Below are 24,297 nucleotides of genomic sequence, written 5' to 3' on the forward strand. Positions count from 1 at the left end.
AATTAACCTCTATTCTCTATTAGTTTTCTTTGAATCCCATCATGATTCCTAAGCCAATCCCTAAAACGATCAATGATGTCCCACCTTGGCTCAAAATCGGTAGCGGAATCCCCGTTAAAGGTAAAATTCCGATCGCTGCTCCAATATTTTCAAAAATTTGGAACAACAAGCCAAAAACAAAAGAAACGGCAACATATAAATTGGCTTTATTATTTGTTCGAATAGCAGTAGAAAGTATTTGATAAAATAAGTAAAAGTAAAGAAACACAACAAACGTTGCGCCTATAAAACCAAAACTCTCTCCTACTACTGTAAAGATCATGTCGGATTCTCGAACAGGCACATATACGGCGGTTTGCTCGGATCCTTTTCCGATTAACCCACCAGATCCAATGGCATATAAACTTTGGACTTGCTGATAGGCGATGGAATCTTTGTATTGAAAAGGATCGACCCAAGCTCGTACTCGATCTAATTGATAGGTCTTAAAGTGAAGCGCATAAAGTAATTTGTTTCCCCATTTACTAAAAACCAAAAAGAGTAACGTACCGCCTGCACTCGCGCCTAAACCAGTGATTACTGCTAAAATTTTCCAGTGCATCCCGGATATGACAAATAACGCGCCTAAAATAGCAATAAAAACTAAGCTGGTCCCAAAATCGCGTTGGACGAACATCAAAATAAAGGTCGGTAAACTGTACAATAAAATCTTTCCTAAATACTGCAAGTCACTTTTCAAGGTCCGGTCCGTGCACTTCATCTCATAAGTCACTGTTAAACGAACCATAAAAAGTACAAAACTTAATTTCATCAGTTCAGATGGTTGAAATGAAAATCCACCAAATCGTAACCAACGTTTTGTCCCAGTCACTAAGTACATGGCTGGATCATAAAACCAGTACAGCAAAGCCATGATACCTAAAGAAATGACATAGAATACCGGTGCATATTTCAAGAAAGTAGCCGTTTTAAAACGACTAACAATTCCCATCGCCAATAAGGAAAGACAACAAAAAATAATTTGTTTGATCATGACATTTTTTACGTTTGCACCATCTAGATTAGCCGCCAGCGTTTGAACAATGACACTGATCACATAAAAAACTAGGATCGGTAAAAACAATGAATAATTAAATGATTCGTAATTCAGACGTTTTTTCATTGGTACGATCCTCCGAAGAAAATTTTAAGCAGACACCAAGTGCTATCGATAATAAAAGATAACTTGTTCCACCGTAACTAATAAAGGGCAACGGAATCCCAGTCATTGGGATCAACCCCAAAATACTCGCAATATTGATACTTGTTTGGATCAACAAGAGCGTTCCGACACCAAAATAAATCAAACTAACTTGCTGTTGTGTCTCTTTTGATGCCAATACAAATAATCTTAAAATGAGTAAAAAGAGCATTGCTAAAACAATCAGACCAACGATCAGCCCTAATTCTTCAACTAAAATAGAATAGACAAAATCCGTTTCTGCTACTGGTAAGTAGCCTTTTTTAGTGATGCTGTTTCCAAGACCTCTACCAAAAAATCCACCGTTGTATAATGCATAATAAGAATTACTCATTTGAAACCCTTTGCCATACGGATCTAAAAATGGATTTCCCACTAAGCGAATCCGATCATACGTGTGCGCAAAGATTCCTCGCAGTAATTGATGACTGCCTAAGAAAAGAATTAGTCCGCCAGTCGCAACTGCGGCTAAAGCCAGTGCTAAAAAAATCAAGATCGTTAACTGATAAGGAAATTGTGCAGTCGATATAATGACGAATGCAATCAGCCAAATCATGATTGCTCCAGTAACTTTAGGCTGGAATAAAACTAGTAAACTGCTGAGAAAAACGATACTGCACGGTGCAACTAATTCTCTAGTTGTTCGTTCTTTGCGAAAGAAATAGGCTAAATAAAAAATCAATGCGACATTGGTAACATCCGAGGGCTGAAATTGAATTCCCATAATCGACACCCATCGCTGTGCTCCGTTAATACTCACTCCATGAATCTTAACTAAAACCAAACTAACCAGTCCAATCGCCAACAAAATTTTGGCAAATTTTCCTTGTAACATCACAGTGCTTTTTACTCGATAAATCAGTAACATAATCATCCAGCTTAGTCCCATAAAAATTGCTTGCTTCATAAATAATGAAAATTGATTTTCTCCAGCAGCTATCAAGCGATAAGAGCTTGCACTGTAGACCATCAAAAGACCGATTGTGCTCGTGCCTAAATAAGGCAACACTAAAAGCCAATCGATCTTTTTCCTTCTTATCATCTTTATTTCCTCCTCTTCGTCTAAGTCGATGTTATAGACGAGAGTAGCACCACAAATAACTAAAAAAAGACACCAAACGTTAGCAAAAAGAACTAACAAGTTTGGTGTCTCATACAATCTCATCGTCTGAGTTTTAGCACTAAACAACGTAAAGAATTACTCTTAGCTATATTATGAAAAGCCTTAATCCGACAATTCCTGTTTTACACATTGGCGTCTTTCGACGTTTCTGCGCAATAGCTTATGTTTGTTTAGGAGCCTCACCTAACAAGTTCACTTATATTTACTTTCACAAAGAATACTACTTTCTCTGACGATAAATATCAAAAGTTTTCGTGAGATATAACCATTTCTTTAGATTTATTTATAAAATAACTAGAATTAAATTTTAAAATCACATTTATGTCAAAAAATATAGAATATGCTTTACGTAAATATCATAATAGATATCTTAGCTTAATAAGTCGCCAAGCATGGTTTTCCAGCCGACACTAATGAAATCACAACAAGCCCTCTCCTTTTCAGGAGAGGATGTAGTTGTTTATTCTATTATCTCTACTCCCAAACCTGTAGCAATCGTCAATGCTTGATAGGCTGTGACTTTCATCCCGTTCAACTGTTCCATCGAAAAAGCAATTTTACTAAATTGATTAGTAGTAAAATCCAAGTCCCTTAAATTTGTACGCATCCAATTACTATTATCAAGTTGATTATTCACAAGAAATAGATGTTTCCACGTCACTTCATAAAATTCGCTATCTGTTAATTGACAATTCTCAAAAGCTACATGTTTTAAATTTGTATTACTAAATGAGCCAAAGTTGATCACACAATCCTTGAACTGACAATCTCGTAAATAACTTTCCGCAAAATTACACCCAGTTAATTTACAATTTTCAAAAGTCACTTGATGAAAGCTACCACCTATCCAGTCAAGATTTGAAAAATCACAATTTTTGAATCCTGTATTACTGGCTTCAAATCGGAGCAATTTTGTGCGCTGCATTGTGATTTTTTCTAAAATTGAACGGCGAACAATCACGTTTTCAAAAGTCAAATAACTATAGTCTTCATCACTACCATGAACTTCCTCTATCAAGGCCTCATCCTCTAAGTAAAAATTAGTTGAAAAAGAATGGGGTAAATTTGGCGGGGCTGGATAATTTTTTGTCATATTTTAACTCCTCATCTGGATTGATCTGCTTCTTAGTGTGCCACAAAAAAGAGGAATTCTCTAGTCGAAGTAAATTTTTCTGATGTAAAAGAAGTTAACAAGAGCTTTTTATTTTGAAGCATGATAAAATTATCTTCGAACGAGGTGAATTATGAATAATAAATTAAAAGAGTGGCTTCCGATAGTCCTAATTATCTTATTAGTTTTTCTAGCTAGAATGTTTGTTTTTTCTCCTGTCAAAGTAGATGGACATTCTATGGATCCTTCATTGCATGATGGGCAACGATTGATCACATCCAAAATATCTTCACTCCAACGACAAGATATCATCACTACAAAAGAACCCGATGATGAAAGTGTGTATGTCGTAAAACGAATCATTGGACTACCTGGCGATCGCGTAATCATGAAAAATGATGTTTTGACTGTTAATGGTAAAACATACGACGAGTCCTACCTTGACGATTACAAGCAAAAATTCAAAAAGGATAAACTAGCGAGTGAGTATTCGTATAGTACAGGATTCCAAGAACAAGCGGCCAATGCGACTAGCTTCACCAATGATTTTGATGTCACTGTTCCCGATAATAAATACTTTGTTTTAGGAGACAATCGACTAATTTCAAAAGACAGCCGAATTTTCGGATTTGTCGATAAATCTTTGATTCAAGGAAAAGTTGTTTTGCGTTTTTGGCCATTGAATGAATTTAAGATCTTTTAAATAAAAAGCCATGACATAATATGTCATGGCTTTTTTGATTTTTCATTCATCGATCTCTTTGTTTTTTTGTGAAAAGATTTTTGAAGGCAAAATAATTTCCGCATGATGAATCTGCTCCATTGTCAGTTGAAGGATGCCTTGTTTTTCTTCATTTATAAAAATTAGATTCTCCCTTTGACCAGTCACTTTCCCGATTAGGTCATTGTGAAAATCCCCTTCGCTGTCCAAAATTGATAATTGAAGCGCAATACGACTACGTTTTACGTAAGCTTGCTGTAGCAATACACCAATTTCTTCCATGCTCATTTGTTGCTTTTCTTTGTTTATCTGACTACGTTGCTGACTGTCTTTTGCTAGTACTGCAGTATGATCGGATAAGTAAAAACCTACCCACTTCAACATACCACGATCTTGGTAAACCCGTTTAGCTTCAAGAAAAAGTTTTTTTGCGCTTTCATCGTCATAAATCATCGTTACTCAAGTCCTTCCATCCCACCTGCATGCCCACCAACAAGTCCGGCTCGTTTGATCGCAGTTGCACCTTCAGTCATTGAATGGGCGCGGACGATTGATGCAAATTTATAACGACTTCGAATTTGAGCAATCACCTCATCGATTTGATCTTCTTTGATCGTTTTTTGCGGTTCTTCAAAAAGATTTAGTTGTAAGCTTCCTGCAGAAGATAGACTAGAAACCGTAATAACTATTTTACGAACTTCAGAACGATTCCAATATCTTTCGAATAATCCAATCGCTGCTGCGGTTAGTTCTTTTGATTGTTGCGTCGCAGGTATTTTTTGTTGGTGTTGAAATCCCTCACGCTTACCCTTTCCATAGTAGGCATAACTAATACCCAAATGTAGCGTAGCACCTAATAAATTTTTTTTACGTAATCTTTGAGAGACTTGCTCACAAATCTCTGCAATCACTGTTATTATATCTACTTTACGCACATAATTTTTTGGTAAAATTTGAGAGTTACCAATTGATTTCTCTTGATTTGAGGATGGTTCCTTTTGTGAGAGTACTGAACGATCAATTCCCCATGCATGCATATAATGTTGCATCCCCATAACACCAAAATGATTTTTTAACTCAAACGGATCACTGTGAGCTAAATCTCCCATCGTATAAAAGCCCATCAATTGATAGCGTCTTTCCATTCGTCTGCCTATTCCACAAAAATCACCTAATTTAATTGGCCAAATTTTTTCAGGAACATCTTGATAATGCCATTGTGCAAAGCGCGTAGAATCATGTTTAGCCTCAATATCCATAGCAATTTTAGCTAGCAATGGATTATCCCCGATTCCTAAAGTGGTATAAATACCTAATTGATCCATAATTTGGGTTTGAATCTGTTTGGCTACTTCTGCCGAACTATCACCAAATAATTTCCAACTATGGGTCAAATCACCGAATTGCTCATCAATACTATAAGTATGAATATCTTCCTCGGCCATATAGTGACGGAAAATTTTTTGAATTCGCATGTGATAGTCAATATAAAGTGTCATCCTAGGTGGAACAACAAGCAAATCTGGATGGTTCGGAATTTCAAACCCGCGACTCACATTACTAATACCTAATAATTCCTTTGCTTTAGGACTCGCTGCTAAGACCAGTCCTGAATTCTCACGATCACCGCTCATAACGACTAACAGTGCCTCCAGAGGATCTACACCCAACTCGACACATTCAACACTGGCATAAAAACTTTTTGAATCCATGCAGAATACATCTCTAACTGGTTCTTCCATATAAAGATCCATTTCTCTTCTCCTTTTCACGAAAAAACAAACATACGTTCGTTTTTAGTTTAAAATTTTTTTTGTTGTTTGTCAATTATTCATCCATAGATCTCAGCATTAAATTTCGCAATGCTATTTTTTTAAGATGTTAAAATGAATGAACTTTAGCAGAAAGGAGCATTTCCATGCAGCAAGTCTTAAAAAAGCAGAATTATTCTTTTCGTAAATCACGTTTTGCTAATTTTCATGATTTTATATTTGAACAGATCAATTTTTCTGCTGCTGATTTACCCGGAGCTAATTTATTTCATGTAAAATTGGAAAATGCTGTAATTGCTGATACAACAACAAAATTTTTTCCCTTCATTGCCTTTTTCCAAAGGAGCATTTTTAGACTATAAGAAATGCTATGATCATCGCATTGTATAGTTATTGATCCCTAGTGAAGCTCAAAGAAGTTCGTCAACAACTACTTGTTGATGTTGTGATAAAGCAAAAGACCTCTTAATCAAAGGTATATCCACCAATAAAAATTACAGTGAGACCGTTTCTTATGTAGATGAATGGGTAACCGTTGAAAATTTTAATCTGAATCGCTGGATGGATTCAACTGGCGGAATTCATTTTTGACTGATGCGAAAAGAAGTGGAAAGTTATATGTAAAAAACAATATTGAATCTTTTCTTTCTATTACTTCGGTGACCTGATAAAATGAGGAAGAAGAATGAGAAGGAGCCAAAAATATAGATGGATGAAAAAAAATTAAATCTCGAACTGACACAAAAATATATGAAGTTGAATAGTTTATTCATGCAATTTTTTAGAGAAAATACTCGAGGACCTTTTAAATTTGAAAATAGAAATCGTGGACAAGGCCAAATATTAAGTATTATTCGCGAGCACGGAAAAATTTCACAAAAAGACTTAGTTAATCAATTAGATATGCGTCCTCAATCTGCTTCTGAAATGATTCGTAAGTTAGAAAAAAAGGAGTATATCACACGTGAAAAATCTGAAAAAGATAAACGCGTGATGGAAATTTATCTAACCTCAAGAGGAAAAATGGCAGCTCAACAATCAGATGATTTTCAGCCGGTTATTTTAGAAGCGCTGACTTCTGAAGAAAAAGCACAATTTGATCATATCATGACAAAATTAATCAACGAAATTGAACCTCAGGTCAAACATCGGCCACGTGATCGTTGGGGAAATAGAAATAATTAAATATAAAAAAAGACTGGCGCTAAAAATTAATTTAGCGCTAGTCTTTTAAGGTTCTAATTTTTCTTACGGTTTTTAATTTTAGTTGTGACATAGCCGATTGCTAAGACTGATAATATTTTGAATCCTAACGATTTTACTGCACTTTTATCTTTCGAGTGGTTCTTACCAGGATGCTTTTTAGCTTGAACTGGTTTTTTCTCTAAAAGATGGATCATGTTGTTCTCCCCTTCCCATTAATTCGCTACAAGTAGGCATTTTTAACTTGATTTTCTACTTGATGTAATTTTTGACGACAATTCTTCTTCATAATCGGCTGAAAAAGCCGTCATCCGTTCATATTTATCGTAATATTTTTTCAATGACGACGTGTAATCCTCATTCCAAGGTTTATCATGTCCAGAATAGTGAATAATTTTGGGATTTCTACGAGTTTCAAAATATTCTTTTTCCCCTTCAGGATCTGGATGGTCTACTTCTCGTTTCATGATATAACTTTGAGCATTCCATTTTGGATGCAACTGCAACCAATGATCATGTAAAATCGCATTCAAAGCATCTTGATCGTGAAACCTTAATTTTTCAGGGTGATCATGAATGAAATCCATTACCCGCTCAGTGATGTTTTCTGCTAACCATTTTTTTACATTGATCAGCATAAAACCTGAATTAAAATATTTTGCTGAATCACAAGCGATAGCCATTTTTTCTAACCGATGATGAAATCCCGCATCTTCGACTGCAGCAAGCGTATAATCAGTCAAATCTAATTTCCATAGAGCAGAGATATCTGTTAACGCAATCATGTCACAATCTAGGTATAACAGTTTTTCAATTTTTTGGTCTCTGAATAATTCAGGAATTGCGATTCGATAATAAGCAGTTTCAGGAATGCGATCACTCTCAACAGCGTTTTTAAAATATTTTTTATCGATAGTTAAAAATTTAACTGTCGCATTATATGGAGAAATCGTTTCTCGCATCAATCGTTTATGTTTGATCGTGATCTTATCATCGATCACGTAAAATTCATAATCTGAAGTCGTTCGATTGGCATTTTCAAGAATCGAAACAAATAATGCCGATACATGCGGAGCAAATGCATCATTGCAACTAGAAACGACGGTAATTTTTTCTTTTATCATTGTACATTCACCCTTTCGTTAAAAATACTTTCGTTCAAACGTTTCATATATAAATCTTGATACGGATGATTTTCAAGCGTGTTCCATGGTTTATCATGACCTGTAAAGTGGACGATAGCAGGATTTTCTCGTCCTTCTTTGTACAGTTGTTTATATTCTTCAGTCGGTGCCGGATGTTTATCAAAAATCAATGACGACTGCATATTCCATCTTGGATGAAACGAATGCCAATTTTCATACAGCACTGCATTTAATGCGTCTTGATCATGAAAAATAATTTTATCGGCATTGGTTTTCAAATAATCAATCGTCTTTTCTGTGATTTTTTGTTGATTCCAACGTTTCACATCGATAGCCATTACACCTGAATTAAAATAATAATCATCAGAAGTAACACCTAATCGTTCTAATGCTTTGGTTTGACCAGGATCAATGACGGCACCGATGGTCTTTCCTTCTAAACTCGATTGATACAAGTTGCTGATGTCATCTAACACTAATGTATCTGCATCGATATACAACAATTTATGATAATTTTCTTTTGCTAATAGTTTAGGCATCGATATTCTGAAGTAAGCAGTCGTAGTAATATGATCACTCACTAAAAAATCTTTGTATAATTCCTTATCAACTTTGACAAATTGAATCGTCGCAGAATCGGAAAAATCATTGGCTGTTTGAATCAGTTTTTCTTTACTCGATTTTGATAAATTGTCATCAATAATCAGAAAACGAACCGGTGTTTTACGCGCAGTCTTTTCGAGCAATGTGGCAATCATCACACTCAGAAAAGGAGCATATGCTTCATCAGATGCTGTCACTACCGGAATTTCTTCGGCTTTGGTAAACATGATACTTCACTCCTAACCCAAATTTTTCGTAAAATAGTGAAAAACATTTACAAATGTTTACAAATATTAGAATAATCTCATTTATTAGTTTTAGCAAAATATACGCTTTGTAAAAGATATAAATTATGTAAAATAATAGCAAAAACAACTGCTATATCACGTTTCTCAATTTAATTAATTTTTTATTAAGATAGTCAAAAAAATAATAATTAACTTGAATTCAAGAGCTATTTGTATTAAGTTTGAGCGTTTGATTGTTCATTTTTTGTCGTTTAAGCTAGTCTAAAGTAGGAAACTACTAAATAGATAGACATAAAAGGACGGATATGTATGAAATTGATAGCAGTGGATCTTGATGGCACACTATTAGATTCAGACGGAAAAGTCACACCTGAAAATGGACAAGCATTAAAAAAATTTAATCAGCAAGGTGGAATTGTTGCTTTAGCCACCGGTCGTTCCATTCAATCGGCAAGAGAAGTTTTTGCTGAATTGAAATTAAGTGGGTATACATTAGCATCAAATGGCGCTTATGTAGCACGGATCGAACAGGGAGAAATTGCTGAAGTATTAAAAAATTATACGATTCCAGCAGATACCGTAAAAACAGCTCTTTCTTTTGCCATGGAAGAAGGCGTTACCGTTGTCGCAAGCCGTGCGACACAAGATGATCGAATTAATTTTGCTCAAGATCATAATGAAGTCGATAGTCCTTATTATGCACAGTTTAATTTGCAGGAATCTCGAGTCGAAGACCTTTGGGAAAAAGTTGAAAATGGTGCTATTAGTTATTTTAAATTAGCTTTTACTGATGGAAACACTAGTAAATTAGTAAAATTGAGGGCCAAACTAGAAAAAGCACAGATCAATAGTTCTTATTCTGATAAATATTGGCTAGAAGTAATGGCTGAAGGTATCAACAAAGGCGCTGCCTTAAATTTTTTGACTAAGTATCTCACCGTTGATTTAAGTGACGTATTAGCGATTGGGGATCAAGAAAATGATTTAGAAATGCTAGAAATCAGTGGAACAAGTGTCGCTATGGCCAATGCAGCTCCCGCAGTAAAACAACTGACCGATCGATTGACCACTTCAAATAATGATTCTGGCGTTGCAACTATTTTAAACGAATATCTGAACTAGAAAAAAGCCACTCAAAAAAGAGTGGCTTTTTTCTTTATATCTTTATATTTCTTTATATCTTTATATATAGTAGCTATTTATTCTCCAAATTCAATCACTTTTCGGTCATTGAGTGATTGGCAACTACGACTATTCTTACCATGAATCGAAATGAAACGATCGAGTTGTTCTGCTGAAACTTCTAATACGTTTTGCAAAACATACCATTCGATTCCTTCAGTCAAAGGGGGAGTCGTTAAAGAGCCAATATAATGATAGTAACTTTTATTCTCAGGAATCAAACTTTCTACTGAAAAAGTTCCTTCCCCTTTTTCTGTTTCATATTGATTTAAAATGTGATCAAAATCTAAGTTATGCTTCCCTGCTCGATACAATACACCGATTACACCGGTTTGACCATTTGGGGATTGAAATAAAAAATGACCTTCTAACGGAAACTGTTCCCCATCAATCATATGCTCGCCATCCGCATGAAAATGGACTTGAACAAAATCAATTACACGACGATTGAGACAAGCTTGTCCGGAACCTAACAATTGAAGATTTTGACCATTATTAAAAAACGTGGCTGGAGTTGTTGAAAGATTTAGTTGAATTCCCGTACGGGTTCTTTCCATTTGTGTTTGATTTGTTTGGATATCAATAGGGGATTGTAGCTGTCCGCCTTGAAATCCCCACTCGTGTTGATGACAATAATCAATTAAAAATTTAGTTTTTACTTCTGCTTTCATAGAACCCCTCAATCACGTAAAATTTTTACAATGATATCATTTTCTATAAATCTTTTCCATCCATTTGCATATATCTCGAAAAACATCTTCTTTCTGAGCTTCATTCAATAGCTCATGTCGCGCATTTTCATAGAGTCTAACAGTCACATTTTCTACCCCTGCTTTACGATACGATGATGCAGCTTTCATTACACCTTTACCATATTCTCCAACTGGATCTTCTTTTCCTGATAAAAATAATAATGGTAGCTCTGTGGGAATAGTTGTCATTAAATGATTGTCTTGAGCGCTAATGATCAGGGAAAACAATTCTTGATATCCGCTTAGTGTAAATAAAAAGCCACAATGCTTGTCTGCTAAATACGCATTCACCTCCGTTGGAAGGGTCACCAGCCAATCTTTCTCCGTTCGTTTATTTTTAATTTTTCGATTCATCGTACCAAATGCTAAAACATCTACTAATTTACTAGGATGTTTTTCACCTTGAATTTTACTTAAAACGTTAGCGACATTTTTTCCTAAAGCTGTTAACCACGTTGGTTGCTGCCCTGTCCCTACAAAGATAGCCCCATCAATTTTTTGACCATACTCATATAAATAGTTTCGCAAAACAAATGACCCCATACTGTGTCCTAAAATAAAATAAGGAATTTCAGGATAATGTTGCCTGCCCCATTGAGTGATTCGGTACAGATCCTTAACTAGTCCCTGCTCAATCGTCGAATCATGAAAATAACCCAAAGTCCCGTTTTCCGCCGTCTTTCCATGGCCTAAGTGATCGTGACCAATGACAGCAATGCGTTGCTTAACCAAAAATTTAGCTAACGCTTGATACCTTAACAAGTGTTCAGCCATTCCATGGGTGAGTTGCAACACGGCCCTCGGTTTTTCACAGGACCAGTGATAGCCTTGTAGTAATGTTTTTTGGTCAATAGATACTACTTGAAATGATTCATACATAAATATACCGTTCTTTCTACTAAATATTAGCTTTTTAATTGTTCTATTTATCCTGCTTAAGATGGAGGTGAATCCTCAATAGAAATGATACACTATTTATATTATTGGAGGGATAAAAATGTCTTGTTTAGGAAATATCATTTGGCTGATTTTTGGCGGTTTGCTTGGGGGATTAAGTTGGTGTCTTGCCGGTATTTTTTGGTGTATCACCATTGTTGGTATTCCGATCGGTATGCAGTGCTTTAAATTAGCTAGTCTGAGCTTTGCTCCGTTTGGAAAAGACGTTGTTTATCAAACGACTGGAATGAATCTGGTTGTCAATCTTATTTGGTTGATTATTTCAGGGATACCTTTAGCAATTGGACATCTAATCAGTGCGGCCCTTTTATGCATCACGATCGTGGGCCTTCCTTTTGCAGCCCAATCATTAAAACTTGCGCGCTTAGCTTTAATGCCTTTTGGTGCAAAGATTGTTCCCATTCGTTAAGCTAATTTGTAAAAAAAAGAAGACGAATGTCTTCTTTTTTTTAACCAAAAATCAAATAAGCTAATCCCGCAATCACCAATACTAAATTCAACGTTACTTGAATATTGATCGTTAATGGGGCTATCGTTTTCTTTTTACGGCGGGCAAGGTTAAGAAAAATATTGTACCCTCCCACAAATATAATAAAAATTACCAATCCGAATAAATACAAAAAGCCACTTCCTTTTTTATTATAGTGTACTTTTTTATTTTTTTGGCCGCAATTAAACTCACACAATTTTAATCTGTTTGTCGATAAAAATTGCGCAATTCACTTTTCCGTCGTTCACTTAATTCTCGTTTAGGAATATCTTGAATCGCTCCTTCTAACGCATAAAGCAAATGCAAACAAGCGTCCTTATCCACCAAATGGTATACTTTCAAAAAAGAATTTTCTGTTCCTAATTCCTTTAATTTCTCTGCTGTATCGATTCCCACGCGCCCCAATTTTTCTTCATTGACAACACCAATATTTTTCATCTCAGATAATCTCATCATTAACTCCTTTTATTTTAATTATACCTTAAAACAAAAAGATAAACTTATCATTTATAAAAAGAAAAAAAGTTTAGAATGATTTTTTTAGCAAGCGAATCAATATTGGATGATTATCTTAATTTTTAATTCATTTGAAATTATTTTCCCCGCCCTCAATTTGTCATTTGTTATAAAATAATTAATCTATTGACATTATTTTCTCTTAAAATCTGACTATTAATTGTGTTTTTCAGCTATTTATTCTATTATGATAAAAAATGAGGATATTTTCTACGCTATTTTTATGGACGAAAGGAGGAGACTGCCGTGTTGGGCATGGATAGAAATACTTTGCTGAAAATTCAAATTATTGATATTCTGGACAGCTTCCAAACGCCTATTTCCTTAAAAGAATTACAGGAAAAAATTGGTTATGCAAGTATTGGTACAATTCGATTAAACTGCAAAGAACTTCAAATTATCATAGATGAACTTTATGCGACTAAAAGTTATTCATTAGAATTGCTAATGAATAATGGACGAGGAATTCAATTGATTCGCTCTTCTTCGAATCTTCAAACGTTGAAAATTTATTTATATCAAAAAGATTTAGGTTTTGAAATTATCCGTGAGATTTTAGCAAAACGATCAATTTCAACGATCCAATTTTGTTTAGACAATAATATCAGTGAATCTAAACTCCGTCGCAAAATCAAACAAATCAATTGTGAAATCGCGGATTATCGTGTACATATCTCATGCTCTGCCAATATCAGCCTCAAAGCTCGAGAAGTCGATGTTCGCCGTTTTTATTACGTGTTTCTTCGAGGATTCTACCGTCAATTCAATCAAATTACCTGGTTTAACACAGATAATTATTTGCAATTAGCTTTACAAACCGAGCAATATTTAAACTTAGCCACCAACCTGACTAATTTAGAAATGATTAGTTTTTGGATCTTTATTACTTATCAAGCAATTGATAAAAAAAGTCCTTTATCGCTCAATGAAAAAGAGGCTGAACTAATGAGTCGCTTTAAATTCCCACCAAAACCTGATTTTTTAAAAAATTGGGAAACGGAGGAATGGCAATTCTTTCTATCTGCTATTTACTGTTCCCAATTAAGCAACTTTGAGTTAACAAGTAAAGATCCGGCTGAAGAGGACTTTTTTTATTACGCTTCTGCTCATTGGGTCAGCTTATTTTCAAAACATTTCCGGCCATTAACAGCGATCGAACAAAAATATGTTTTAAAAAAAATAAAGCAGCACTACGCATCTTTTTTCTTTTTTAAATTGGACGATACAACACTGAACCAATTAAGCAATAGTATTTCCTTAGAAAATATGTACATGGAATTCCCTTATTATTTCAATCGTTTTCAATCGTTTTGGGAAGAATTTATTCAAGTGGTCCCTGAGTATGATCATAGACAGCTATACATTTACGCCGTTCTGACTAGCGTGACGCTCTTTTCGTTAGAAAATTGTTTGCCAAAAGTAAGCGTGTATGTTCATACTGAATTTTGTGATGTATTTAATATCTATATCCAGCAAAAAATTGATTTACATTTTAGGAATCATTACCAATTGACGTTTACGCAGCAGCCCAAAGACGCCCAATTAGTTATCGGTACAACTCCTACTTGCCGCTTATTCTTATCAGAAGAACAAGAATCAATTGTGATTCGTTCAAATATTTCTGAAACGGATTATTATGATATCGATCAAAAATTAGAAGCAATCGTCAAAAAAAGTTTGCAACCTTTAGCCGAAACAATAGGTTAATCTTGCTTATTTGGCTAATGACAGGTATCGTTTTTATTAATAGAAAATTATAAGGAGAATTTTATGGTTTATGTTAGTGAAATGTCTACAAGTTGTCCGGCCGACTATCGTTCTGAATTAGAAGAAATGACTTATGATGCCTTGACAAACTTAACTATTCCTTTTTATCAAGTGACAACTGATGAGGCTGTGACAATGGAAGATTGTCTCGATATCAATGAACGCTTAGGGATTGAAGTTGTTAAAACTATTTTTCTTTGTAATCAAAAGAAGACTAAATTTTATCTATACATCACCCCGGCTGACTTTAAATTTGTGACTAAAGACTTTGGAAAGAAATTAGATATCCCGCGGGTTTCTTTTGCTTCAGCGGAGCTTTTAAAAGAACGCTTAGGAGTCATTCCTGGCGCCGCTACGATTTTTGGTCTTTTATTGGATTCAGATCATGAAATTCAACTTGTGGTTGATCGTACGGTTGCAAGCCGCGACTGGTTCGGTTGTAGCGCGGGTTCAGTGACGAACTATATGAAACTACCGACAAAAGACTTGTTTGATATTTTTTTACCTTATACAGGACATAAAGCCCGTATCATCGATTAAAAAAGTGTTCGGAGAAATAACTCCGAACACTTTTTTAATCGATATTTTTTTGAAGCTACTCATCACTATTTTCTGATAAATCTTGTTTATTGATTGAAAGTATTTTTTGTTGTAGACGGTCATATACCACAATAAATTCGGCTACCCCTTTTTCTGAGGTAGGGACTCGAAAATAATAATCCGACTGTCCATCAGTTGGCGTATTGGTATGATAAAACCCAGAAAGATAGGCATGTGTTAAATCGCCCCTCGTGTCTCTAAACAAATCAAAGAAGCCACTTGGGTCGGTGACATTCATGCTCTTTTCCAACGCTTTAAATTCTGTTTGATCACTATTCATTCCATCTTTTTTCATCTGGCGGTAAAGTTGGACATCTGTTCCTCGTTGAACCAATTCTGTCCATGCCGTTTCAAAATCAGCTGATTTGTCTAGGTACGTATCATCCTTCGTAATCACTGATTTGACCTCACTATTTTCTTCAATCGATAATTGATACAACTCTTTTGTATTAAATTGCAGACTAATCGTATAATCATGACGCGTGCCATTAGAATCGGTGAAACTCCAGATCTGTCTTTGTGATGTGTATGTTTGATCGTTGATCAATCGTTGACCAAATCCTAACAAACTTACACTGACAAATCCATTTTCTTCTGAACTGACCATAGGATAGATTTTACGATAGAAATCAAACAAGTTTTTACTTTTTTTTGCAGGTCCATAAACTTTTTCGATAGCCGTTGCCATAGATTGCGAACTAGAAAAATTTGAGTTATCAGAAAAAGCTGTATTTAATGCTGCTATTTTATCTGTTTGTTCTTCTAATAAAGTTTGATCATTAACGTCTTTAAGTGCTAAAGATTTTAATTTGGGGATTTCCTCTTGTTTCTCTTCTTTATCGTTACTAGCAAAAACGCTGAAAGGAATTGTAAATTGTGGGAAATTCCCACTTAAGACGATAGCAAACATCCCAACAAATAAGGCTGCCAATATGCCCCAAAAAATCAGCCATTTTTTCTTTGTCTCCATAATTCACCTCATTCTTTCTATATTGTGGATACAAATAGAAACGTCGTCAAGTCTTTCTATCGAATATCTTATCATTTTTACAAAAATATCTAAAATTTTCCTTGGAATAATCGGTTTATGATAGTTATTATGCCTCATTTCCATTAAAATAAAGGAAATGATTAAATAAGGGCAGGCAAAACATGGCAAATAAAAAAGAACCAAAAAAAATAAAACCAACAAAGAAAAAGAAAGCAACACATAAAAATACTAATCAAGGAAAATTAGCAAAGTCGACTAAAATTTCAATTAGTATTCTTGTACTGATCCTTTTAATGATTATCGCTGGATCTGTCTTCTTTTTTCAACGATACGGAAAAGAAGTGACTGCCGCAATCGATACTGGTGAAGCAAATGCAGCAAAAATCCAAGAAAGTGATTTTAAGCAGCATTATCCAACGACTATTTTAGATAAAAATGGAAATGTGATTAAAGAATTAAAAACACAAGAACGTGACTATCTGACGTATGACAAAATGGACCCACTAGTCTCTGAGGCTTTGATTTCTATCGAGGATAAACGTTTTTATGAGCATCATGGGGTCGATACACAAGGTCTGTTGACGATTGCTTTAAATGCAGCTACCGGTCGTGGAATCCGTGGTGCCTCAACAATCACGCAACAGCTCGTCAAAAATATTTATTTGACACCTGAAGTTTCCATTTCACGTAAAATTGAAGAAATGGTCATGGCCCAAGCACTAGAAAAACGATTTACTAAACATCAAATCCTGGAATACTATTTAAACAATGTCTATTTTGGTCATGGTGCTTACGGTATCAATGCTGCTGCAAAAGTCTATTTTGGCAAATCAATTAATGATACCAGCTTGTTAGAAAAAGCGACATTAGTTGGTATTACTAATAATCCTGGGATTTTTGACCCTGTCTCAAATAAAAAGAATGCATTAAAACGAGCAAAAGTCATCTTAAAACAAATGAATCAGCAAGGTTATATCACTAAGGATCAATACAACAAAGCGATCGCTGATGATTTCACAGCCAAGATTAATAGTAATGCCTTAAACAATCAGTTAGATAATAATGAAGTGGCTTTAGCCGTCGATTCTACTGCTAAAATTTTGATGGAACAACAAAATTTCCGTTTTCAATATCAATTTGATACTAAAGAAGAGGAAGATAGCTATAACAAAGAATATAAAACTGCTTATAATAAAGTCTATCAGAGAATCCTTTCTGGCGGTTACCAAATCAATACGAATATCAATACCGATTTACACAACCAGCTTCAAACTATCGTAAGTAACGTCATGAATACTTGGCAAGATAAAGACGATGCTAGTGGGCTTTATACAAAACAAGCTGCGATGACTGTTATCGATAATCAAACAGGTGATGTGGTAGCAAGTATTGGTGGCCGTGGTGAAGAAGGAAATCATTACAACCGCGCTTTCTTATCTTATAGACAACCCGGATCAGCGATCAAACCACTAGTCTCCTACGCTCCTGCTTATGAGCGCGGACTATTAGAAACAAGTACTGTTTCAGATGATCGGCCAAATAATACGTATCCAAATAATGTCTATAATAGCTCAAAAGGCAATCTAACGTTGCGAAATGCCTTAGCAATTTCTTCAAACGTCGTTGCTTATAAATTAGCTAGCGAAAATCGTGATGACTCTAAGGAGCCGGTTTATCAACCTTTAGCTCAAATGCAATTTACAGGCTTGGATGTCCAAGATGACAATCCGATCATTGCTGTCGGTGGAATGACCTATGGCGCAACAACCCAAGAAATGGCGAGTGGGATTGCCACTTTAGTTAATCAAGGAAATTACCGAACACCTTTGAATATTCAAACAATCAAACGAAAAGATACTGGTAAAGAAGTCTTTTCTCAGAATGATCTATCACAACAAAAAATTTATAGTGATGATGCTGCTTATTTAACGCTTGACACGATGAAAGCAGTTCATCAAGATGCAGACGGTACTGCTGCTGGTCTAACACTGGCTCATAATCAATATTGGGCGATTAAAACCGGAACGACAGATGAAGCAAAAGATTTATGGACAGTTGGTGCTACCCCTTATTATACTGTCGCTGTTTGGGCCGGTGATGATACGCCACAAGCTCAAGACAATTCAACAGTTGGACAAGCGACAAAAGAAATCTTCAAACAAACCATGGATCTCTTGAACAACGGAAAAGAAGACACAGACTTTCAAATGCCTTCTTCTGTTCAGCAGTCTGGCGGACAGCTGATCACTCGTTCGAGTCAAACTAAGCAAGTTTTAGCTACTAGAAAAAGTGCTCTGGAAGCTGCTACGACTAATTTAGATACTTTAGCAAAACAAAAAGCGAATGAAATCACCGCTGCTAAATTAGAGTCTCCGATGGTATCAGACGCAACAACTTTTAGTAATCAGTTGATTGCTGACCGCATCGATACCTTAAGTGATTTTGAAATTATCGTCACAGATACCCAAGACAATTGGCAAACATTTGATCAATATGCTCAACAAGTTTATGCCTTAGTTCAACAAGTCGAACCTTCTGGTGGAACATTATCAAATCAATATACTAATATTTATCAAAATAAAGAAACTGAATACGCTCATGCAAAATCAGCACTAAACTCTGCGGTCACAACTGTCGATGATCAAATCGATGACACTAAAGATCAAAGTAAAGAATTAGACAAGCAAATCAGTGAGTTGAAAAAACAAATTGAAGACGAAAAAGACGATTAGATTTACTAATCGTCTTTTTTTATTGTTGAAGCGTTGATTCATTACCGTTTCGAAAGAAAGCCATGTCCGTCGATGATTGTTGAAAATCATGCCCAAAGATTTATTTTTCAATAGTGTTAGATAAAACCATTTTTGATAGCTGCTTTTATCTTCATAGAAAATTCGCTTAAAAAGGAGTGCTTCCAAATGGAAGCACTCCTTTTACATGTTAATCATCATCTTCAGCCGAACTAGAGGAACTACTTGAGCTTGAACTGCTTGAAGAGCTCGAACTACTTGAACTGCTTGAAGAACTTGAACTGCTTGAAGTACTCGAATCTTCAGCAGATGATGACTCTTTCTCCTTCTTACTATCATCAAGTGATTCTTTCAATCGTTGATAGGATTCATAGGTTTTTTGCTTTTCTGCTAAGGTCTTTTTTAATTCGATCAATTCTTTGTTACGCGCCGCTAATGCTTGTGCTTGACGTTCTTGATATTCTTTTTCGGCATTAGCCATTTCAGAATCACTTTGTTGAATCTTGCTAGCAAAGCTATCATTTTGATTGGCTAAATTATTTTTGACTGGATTCAACTTGGCTAACAAGCTCTCTTTATAATCACCATCTGGTAAAATCGCAATTGTCTTCACTCCAGCTAAATATTCGGCTAAAGATACATCATCTTTAGCTACCAAATTAGTGACTTCAGATTCAGCTTTCGTGTAATCAGCTGACTGTGTCGTAGCGATTCGTAGAATCATACTGATATCTTCGCCCCACTCTGTCCCCTTATTCGAACTTTTACTCAATTGTTCTTTTAACTGATTGATTTGATTTTCATTCGTTTTTTTTAAAACCGGATGAGCAGAAAGATCTAATCCATTCAAAACATCTGCTTCAAAAAGATGATTCATATCCGTTTGAATCTCAAAATCAACTTCTGCCTGTTTGATGTCTTTGATCGTTCCACTATTACTTTTTTGATTTTTTACATCTTTTGTTAAGTCATCAAAATCACTGGCTGTAATATCAGCTTTGAAATAACCAGTAGATTGGTCCTCATATAAATTTGCTAAACGCTCATTTAAAACTTTTTTATTCTCATTTTCTGTAGTAACTACTTTATCTTGAAAAATACGATAACTAGCAAGACCTACTGCTCCAAAAACAATGATTCCCAGGATAACCCAACCGACTATTTTCTTACTCAAATCGGTTCCTCCTTATATAATTTGTCAATATTATAACATTTTAATTGATACGAACGATCTTTTATAGGAGAATCTTCGGTAAATCTTTCTATATTTTTGTTATTTTAAAATAATTGGAATTTTCTCACCTTTTTATCATATTATATCAAATTTCCTTTACTGTTTTGAATTTTCTGATAAAATTTTACTAATCTTAAAAAAAGGACTGATTTTATTGGAAAGTCATGAGGAACTAGAAAGAGGATTAAAAAATCGACACGTTCAACTAATCTCGATTGGAGGCGCAATCGGAACCGGACTATTTCTTGGCTCTGGAAAAACCATCCAACTTACAGGTCCCTCGATTCTTTTATCTTACGCTATTACTGGTGGTATCATTTTTTTAATCATGCGTGCACTTGGTGAATTAATGTTATCAAACTTAAATTATCATTCATTTTTAGATTTCATCGCTGATTATCTTGGGAAAAAAGCAGCGTTTGTTACAGGTTGGACCTATTGGTTTTGTTGGATCGCTATTGCGATGGCCGATTTGACTGCCACGGGTATGTACGTCAGATATTGGCTCCCAAATGTCCCTCAATGGATCCCTGAAATTATTGCTTTGGCAATTTTATTGGGACTCAATCTTGTTGCAGTGGGACTCTTTGGTGAGATGGAATTTTGGTTCGCCTTAGTAAAAGTTATTGCGATCATTGCCTTGATTATCGTTGGAGCGGTAATGATTTTCATGCATTTTCAAACCAGCGCTGGCCCTGTACAAATAAGTAATCTGTGGAGTCATGGTGGATTCTTCCCTAAAGGTGCTCACGGATTTGCGCTCTCCTTTCAAATGGCAACTTTTGCTTTTTGTGGGGTAGAATTAGTCGGATTGATTGGTGGAGAAACATCTGATCCAAAAACGGTTTTACCAAAAGCGATTGATAATATTCCTATTCGGATCATTCTATTCTATCTTGGTTCATTGTTTGTCATTATGACAATCTATCCTTGGTCAAGTTTATCAGCTGACCGTAGCCCATTTGTCCAAGTTTTTTCAGAAATTGGCGTTATTGCCGCGGCTTCAATCGTTAACTTAGTTGTCTTGAGTTCTGCGATGTCTGCCTGTAACAGTGCTATTTATAGTACTAGTCGGATGGCTCGTTCATTGGCTCAAGAAGGTAGCGCACCACGTAGCTTTGCTAAATTAACCCGTCATCGTGTTCCAGGTAATGCGTTAGTATTTTCTACTTTAGTCATTTTTATTGCTGTGCTTTTGAACTTTTTCGTTCCTAGTCAAATCTTTACATTGATTAGTTCGATTGCGACGATCTGCTTCATTTTCATTTGGGGTATGATTACTTGGACGCATATGCGCTATCGCAAAACGAATCCAGAACTTGTCGCGAAGAGCACCTTTAAATTACATCTTTATCCATATGCGAATTATTTGATCTTTGCTTTCCTTGCTTTTGTCTTGTTCGTTTTAGCACTAGCTCCTGACACAAGAGAAGCCTTGATCTTTTCTCCACTATGGTTTATCCTACTTTTAGTCATTTACCATTTCAAATCTAAAAGTAAAAAACCAGAATCAAATGAAATTTTGATGGATTCTGACATTAAACATTAAAAGGCGTTATTTTTAATTTATTTAAGTTAAATAAAAAAATCACAAAAAGAGCTGGGGCAAATGTAATAAATACATTTGCCCCAGCTCTTTTAATTGATCTTTGAAACAAAATTTTCTAAACGTTTCATTGCTTCTTTTAATTCTTCTAATGAATAGGCATAAGATAGACGAATAAAACCTTCCCCACTATTCCCGAATGCCGATCCTGGAACGACTGCTAAATTTTCTTCTTCCAATAATCGTAAAGCAAACTCTTCACTGGTTAATCCAAGATGGCTGATTTGCGGAAAAAGATAAAATGCACCTTTAGCTTTGTAACAGGGTAACCCCATTTTTTCTAACCGATGATGCAAATAATTCCGCCGTTCTTCATAAGACAAACGCATTTCTTCGACCGTTGCTTGCCAATTATTTTTTAAGCCAGCTAATGCTGCATATTGACTAGCCGTTGGAGCCGCCATGATCGTATACTGATGCAACTTCAATAATTGCTCTATAAAAATTTCTGGTCCAGCAACAAATCCTAAGCGCCAACCTGTCATCGCAAATCCTTTTGAAAATCCATTAATCACGATTGTTCGTTCCCGCATTCCTGGCAACTCTGCAATGCTAACAAACGATTCATCATAGACGAGTTCTGCATAGATTTCATCCGTTAAAACTAATAAATCATGCTTTTTCACTACATCCGCTATTTTGATCAACGCTTCTCGATCCATCGTTGCGCCAGTTGGATTATTAGGATAAGACAAAATCAAGATTTTACTTTTGTCTGTTATGACAGCTTCTAGTTTTTCTGGTGTCAATTGAAATTGATCTTCTGCTTGTACAGCCACTGTCACTGGCGTACCACCCACAATTTCAGTGATCGGTTGGTAACAAACAAAACTAGGTTGGGGAATAATCACTTCATCGCCTTTTTCTACAAAAATTCGTAATGCCATATCGATAGCCTCGCTGCCACCGACTGTGACAATGATTTCAGATGTCGGATTATACTTTACTTTATTTCGAAACAACAGGTAGTCACTGATTTTTTCTCTCAGTTCGATTAATCCAGCATTCGCTGTATAAAATGTACGACCTTCCTGCAACGAACGGACCCCTTCTTGAACCATATGAGAGGGCGTGTCAAAATCAGGTTCACCGACACCTAGTGAAATGGCGTCTGGTCGCTCCGAGACGATATCAAAAAATTTTCGGATCCCTGATGGCTGGATCTCACGGATATGACGATTTAAAAAATCTCTCATGGGCTCACCTGAATACGATGATCTGTAGTATCTTGAGACAGATCAATGCCCCATTCTTTATATTTGTCTAATAAGAAATGTGTACGCGTTCCTGAAACATCAGGGATCGATGCTAAATTGACAGAGATAAACTTTGATATTTCTTTGATATTACGACCTTGTAACTGTAAAATAAAATCAAATCCACCACTTATAAAGTAAAGCGATTTAACTTCTGGAAATTTACGGACTTGATCTGCTAATTCTCGATAACCCTCTTCCCCTCTAGGAATCGTGCGCACTTCCACGATCGCTTCGATCAGATCATCTTCAACCTTATCCCAATCGATCAATGCGCGATAACCGCAGATAACTTTTTCCTTTTCTAACCGTTTGATTTCGTTGGCCACAATAACTGTTTCTTCGCCCAACATGATAGCATATTCTTCGATACTTAGACGACAATCAGATTCAACCAACTTTAATAGCTGTTTTTGCTTTTTTTTCTCCATCCAACCATTCCTTCCATGGTTTACTTATAGAAATATTTTTTAATTTATCATTCATTATTCCTAAAAAAAAAGAAACTGTCAATTTTTTTTGCAAAATTACCGAGCGTAATTAACCACTGTCCCGAATAATTAAAATAAAAATATTCCATTTTTTATAACACAAGCAAGCTGTTTCATAGTACAATAAATGAGACAAACACCCAGTAAAAAGCAATGAGGTAGGAGGTTTTTAGATGGAACAGGTCATAGAAATTTTTATCGAAAAACAACGTCAGCGTTTAGCTGATGGAAAGATTAGACCGGAAGAATACGAAGCCTTTTTAGACGGCATCAATGATGCGCTTTCATTTCTAGGGCTACACTATGTGAATAGCTCTGAAACAGTCGAAAAAAACGAGCGTAAACCAGTTAGTTTCAATGAAATCGAAGAAAAATACAAGAAATTCCGCGAAGTCGCTATGTATAAGAATAGTTTTTTACGTGTTTCCGACATCATTAAATATTCCGACCAAATGACTGACTCGCTACAAAAAATCACCAGTTCTGTTCGTAATGAATTATAAAAAAAGAAGCGACGAATCGCTTCTTTTTTTATCGCT

At 35.5% G+C, this 24,297-nt stretch carries 27 protein-coding genes and 1 riboswitch; of the genes, 11 read left to right on the forward strand and 16 right to left on the reverse strand.

What is annotated here, in order from left to right:
- Positions 1-19 precede the first annotated feature (19 nt).
- From RV04_RS08895 to RV04_RS08905, 3 genes are all read right to left on the reverse strand, one after another.
- Positions 20-1,162 carry an FtsW/RodA/SpoVE family cell cycle protein gene (locus RV04_RS08895; protein ID WP_071858109.1) on the reverse strand — a complete coding sequence of 381 codons (1,143 nt, stop codon included), beginning with the start codon at positions 1,160-1,162 and terminating at the stop codon, positions 20-22.
- The gene (locus RV04_RS08900; protein ID WP_071858110.1) at positions 1,131-2,282 is read right to left on the reverse strand and encodes an FtsW/RodA/SpoVE family cell cycle protein; all 1,152 of its coding nucleotides are present in this window, start codon (positions 2,280-2,282) and stop codon (positions 1,131-1,133) included. The genes RV04_RS08895 and RV04_RS08900 overlap by 32 nt, the downstream gene beginning before the upstream one ends.
- 111 nt (positions 2,283-2,393) lie before the next feature.
- A riboswitch (M-box (ykoK) riboswitch) is annotated at positions 2,394-2,561 on the reverse strand.
- A 262-nt stretch (positions 2,562-2,823) separates the two neighbouring features.
- Positions 2,824-3,456 (reverse strand): pentapeptide repeat-containing protein, encoded by a 633-nt coding sequence (locus tag RV04_RS08905; protein WP_071858111.1) that lies wholly within the window; start codon positions 3,454-3,456, stop codon positions 2,824-2,826.
- Positions 3,457-3,607: 151 nt separating this feature from the next.
- Between RV04_RS08905 and lepB the strand changes: the two genes are divergently transcribed.
- Entirely contained in the window at positions 3,608-4,177 is a 570-nt protein-coding gene (lepB, locus tag RV04_RS08910; protein ID WP_071858112.1) for a signal peptidase I, read from the forward strand.
- A gap of 42 nt (positions 4,178-4,219) precedes the next feature.
- Here the strand turns inward: lepB and RV04_RS08915 are convergent, their stop codons facing one another.
- Both RV04_RS08915 and RV04_RS08920 read right to left on the reverse strand, forming a co-directional pair.
- A complete protein-coding gene (locus RV04_RS08915; protein ID WP_071858113.1) occupies positions 4,220-4,648 on the reverse strand; it encodes a hypothetical protein in 429 nt (142 codons plus the stop codon).
- Between the two features lie 2 nt (positions 4,649-4,650).
- Entirely contained in the window at positions 4,651-5,949 is a 1,299-nt protein-coding gene (locus RV04_RS08920) for a Y-family DNA polymerase (protein ID WP_071858114.1), read from the reverse strand.
- 164 nt (positions 5,950-6,113) lie between these two features.
- Here RV04_RS08920 and RV04_RS13555 point away from each other — a divergent pair, with 164 nt between their 5' ends.
- The 3 genes from RV04_RS13555 to RV04_RS08930 all read left to right on the forward strand — a co-directional run bounded on the left by RV04_RS13555 (position 6,114) and on the right by RV04_RS08930 (position 7,152).
- Positions 6,114-6,329, forward strand: coding sequence for a pentapeptide repeat-containing protein (locus tag RV04_RS13555; protein ID WP_245791075.1), 216 nt, complete (start codon positions 6,114-6,116; stop codon positions 6,327-6,329).
- Between the two features lie 115 nt (positions 6,330-6,444).
- Positions 6,445-6,558, forward strand: coding sequence for a DUF5758 domain-containing protein (locus RV04_RS13560; RefSeq protein WP_245791081.1), 114 nt, complete (start codon positions 6,445-6,447; stop codon positions 6,556-6,558).
- A gap of 117 nt (positions 6,559-6,675) precedes the next feature.
- The gene (locus RV04_RS08930) at positions 6,676-7,152 is read left to right on the forward strand and encodes a MarR family winged helix-turn-helix transcriptional regulator (protein WP_071858115.1); all 477 of its coding nucleotides are present in this window, start codon (positions 6,676-6,678) and stop codon (positions 7,150-7,152) included.
- 53 nt (positions 7,153-7,205) lie between these two features.
- On the opposite strand, the gene RV04_RS13235 is transcribed toward RV04_RS08930, so the two are convergent.
- From RV04_RS13235 to RV04_RS08940, 3 genes are read right to left on the reverse strand one after another with little or no spacing between them, the layout of a single operon-like run.
- On the reverse strand, positions 7,206-7,367 hold the full coding sequence (locus RV04_RS13235) for a hypothetical protein (protein WP_169818201.1): 162 nt from the start codon (positions 7,365-7,367) through the stop codon (positions 7,206-7,208).
- A 42-nt stretch (positions 7,368-7,409) separates the two neighbouring features.
- Positions 7,410-8,294: a glycosyltransferase family 8 protein gene (locus RV04_RS08935; RefSeq protein WP_071858116.1), complete on the reverse strand. Its 885-nt coding sequence runs from the start codon at positions 8,292-8,294 to the stop codon at positions 7,410-7,412.
- Positions 8,291-9,145: a glycosyltransferase family 8 protein gene (locus RV04_RS08940; protein ID WP_071858117.1), complete on the reverse strand. Its 855-nt coding sequence runs from the start codon at positions 9,143-9,145 to the stop codon at positions 8,291-8,293. Before RV04_RS08940 ends, RV04_RS08935 begins: the two co-directional genes overlap by 4 nt.
- Positions 9,146-9,475: 330 nt before the next feature.
- Between RV04_RS08940 and RV04_RS08945 the strand changes: the two genes are divergently transcribed.
- Positions 9,476-10,288, forward strand: coding sequence for a Cof-type HAD-IIB family hydrolase (locus tag RV04_RS08945; RefSeq protein WP_071858118.1), 813 nt, complete (start codon positions 9,476-9,478; stop codon positions 10,286-10,288).
- A gap of 77 nt (positions 10,289-10,365) precedes the next feature.
- Here RV04_RS08945 and RV04_RS08950 read toward each other — a convergent pair whose 3' ends face one another.
- Both RV04_RS08950 and RV04_RS08955 read right to left on the reverse strand, forming a co-directional pair.
- Positions 10,366-11,019, reverse strand: a complete 654-nt coding sequence (locus RV04_RS08950; RefSeq protein WP_071858119.1) for a carbonic anhydrase family protein — start codon at positions 11,017-11,019, stop codon at positions 10,366-10,368.
- A 36-nt stretch (positions 11,020-11,055) separates the two neighbouring features.
- Positions 11,056-11,979 carry an alpha/beta fold hydrolase gene (locus RV04_RS08955; RefSeq protein ID WP_071858120.1) on the reverse strand — a complete coding sequence of 308 codons (924 nt, stop codon included), beginning with the start codon at positions 11,977-11,979 and terminating at the stop codon, positions 11,056-11,058.
- 118 nt (positions 11,980-12,097) lie between these two features.
- On the opposite strand from RV04_RS08955, the gene RV04_RS08960 reads away from it, so the two are divergent.
- On the forward strand, positions 12,098-12,466 hold the full coding sequence (locus RV04_RS08960; RefSeq protein WP_071858121.1) for a YccF domain-containing protein: 369 nt from the start codon (positions 12,098-12,100) through the stop codon (positions 12,464-12,466).
- Positions 12,467-12,506: 40 nt separating this feature from the next.
- Here the strand turns inward: RV04_RS08960 and RV04_RS13240 are convergent, their stop codons facing one another.
- Both RV04_RS13240 and RV04_RS08965 read right to left on the reverse strand, forming a co-directional pair.
- Positions 12,507-12,677 (reverse strand): hypothetical protein, encoded by a 171-nt coding sequence (locus tag RV04_RS13240; protein WP_169818202.1) that lies wholly within the window; start codon positions 12,675-12,677, stop codon positions 12,507-12,509.
- Positions 12,678-12,745: 68 nt separating this feature from the next.
- Complete coding sequence (locus tag RV04_RS08965) at positions 12,746-13,000, reverse strand: TfoX/Sxy family protein (RefSeq protein ID WP_071858122.1); 255 nt, start codon at positions 12,998-13,000, stop codon at positions 12,746-12,748.
- 318 nt (positions 13,001-13,318) lie between these two features.
- Here RV04_RS08965 and RV04_RS08970 point away from each other — a divergent pair, with 318 nt between their 5' ends.
- Positions 13,319-14,770, forward strand: a complete 1,452-nt coding sequence (locus RV04_RS08970; protein ID WP_245791082.1) for a helix-turn-helix domain-containing protein — start codon at positions 13,319-13,321, stop codon at positions 14,768-14,770.
- Positions 14,771-14,833: 63 nt separating this feature from the next.
- Entirely contained in the window at positions 14,834-15,370 is a 537-nt protein-coding gene (locus RV04_RS08975; protein ID WP_071858124.1) for a prolyl-tRNA synthetase associated domain-containing protein, read from the forward strand.
- 55 nt (positions 15,371-15,425) lie between these two features.
- Here RV04_RS08975 and RV04_RS08980 read toward each other — a convergent pair whose 3' ends face one another.
- A complete protein-coding gene (locus RV04_RS08980) occupies positions 15,426-16,400 on the reverse strand; it encodes a hypothetical protein (protein ID WP_071858125.1) in 975 nt (324 codons plus the stop codon).
- Between the two features lie 182 nt (positions 16,401-16,582).
- On the opposite strand from RV04_RS08980, the gene RV04_RS08985 reads away from it, so the two are divergent.
- Positions 16,583-19,153: a transglycosylase domain-containing protein gene (locus RV04_RS08985; RefSeq protein WP_071858126.1), complete on the forward strand. Its 2,571-nt coding sequence runs from the start codon at positions 16,583-16,585 to the stop codon at positions 19,151-19,153.
- A 208-nt stretch (positions 19,154-19,361) separates the two neighbouring features.
- On the opposite strand, the gene RV04_RS08990 is transcribed toward RV04_RS08985, so the two are convergent.
- Entirely contained in the window at positions 19,362-20,345 is a 984-nt protein-coding gene (locus tag RV04_RS08990) for a hypothetical protein (RefSeq protein WP_071858127.1), read from the reverse strand.
- A gap of 214 nt (positions 20,346-20,559) precedes the next feature.
- Between RV04_RS08990 and RV04_RS08995 the strand changes: the two genes are divergently transcribed.
- The gene (locus RV04_RS08995) at positions 20,560-21,954 is read left to right on the forward strand and encodes an amino acid permease (protein ID WP_071858128.1); all 1,395 of its coding nucleotides are present in this window, start codon (positions 20,560-20,562) and stop codon (positions 21,952-21,954) included.
- 89 nt (positions 21,955-22,043) lie between these two features.
- On the opposite strand, the gene RV04_RS09000 is transcribed toward RV04_RS08995, so the two are convergent.
- Both RV04_RS09000 and RV04_RS09005 read right to left on the reverse strand, forming a co-directional pair.
- On the reverse strand, positions 22,044-23,207 hold the full coding sequence (locus RV04_RS09000; RefSeq protein ID WP_071858129.1) for an aminotransferase class I/II-fold pyridoxal phosphate-dependent enzyme: 1,164 nt from the start codon (positions 23,205-23,207) through the stop codon (positions 22,044-22,046).
- Positions 23,204-23,698, reverse strand: coding sequence for an Lrp/AsnC family transcriptional regulator (locus RV04_RS09005; RefSeq protein ID WP_071858130.1), 495 nt, complete (start codon positions 23,696-23,698; stop codon positions 23,204-23,206). Before RV04_RS09005 ends, RV04_RS09000 begins: the two co-directional genes overlap by 4 nt.
- A 233-nt stretch (positions 23,699-23,931) precedes the next feature.
- Here RV04_RS09005 and RV04_RS09010 point away from each other — a divergent pair, with 233 nt between their 5' ends.
- Positions 23,932-24,261 carry a hypothetical protein gene (locus tag RV04_RS09010; protein WP_071858131.1) on the forward strand — a complete coding sequence of 110 codons (330 nt, stop codon included), beginning with the start codon at positions 23,932-23,934 and terminating at the stop codon, positions 24,259-24,261.
- The last annotated feature ends 36 nt before the right edge of the window (positions 24,262-24,297 follow it).

The organism is Enterococcus hermanniensis (assembly GCF_001885945.1).
Classification (GTDB): domain Bacteria; phylum Bacillota; class Bacilli; order Lactobacillales; family Enterococcaceae; genus Enterococcus_A; species Enterococcus_A hermanniensis.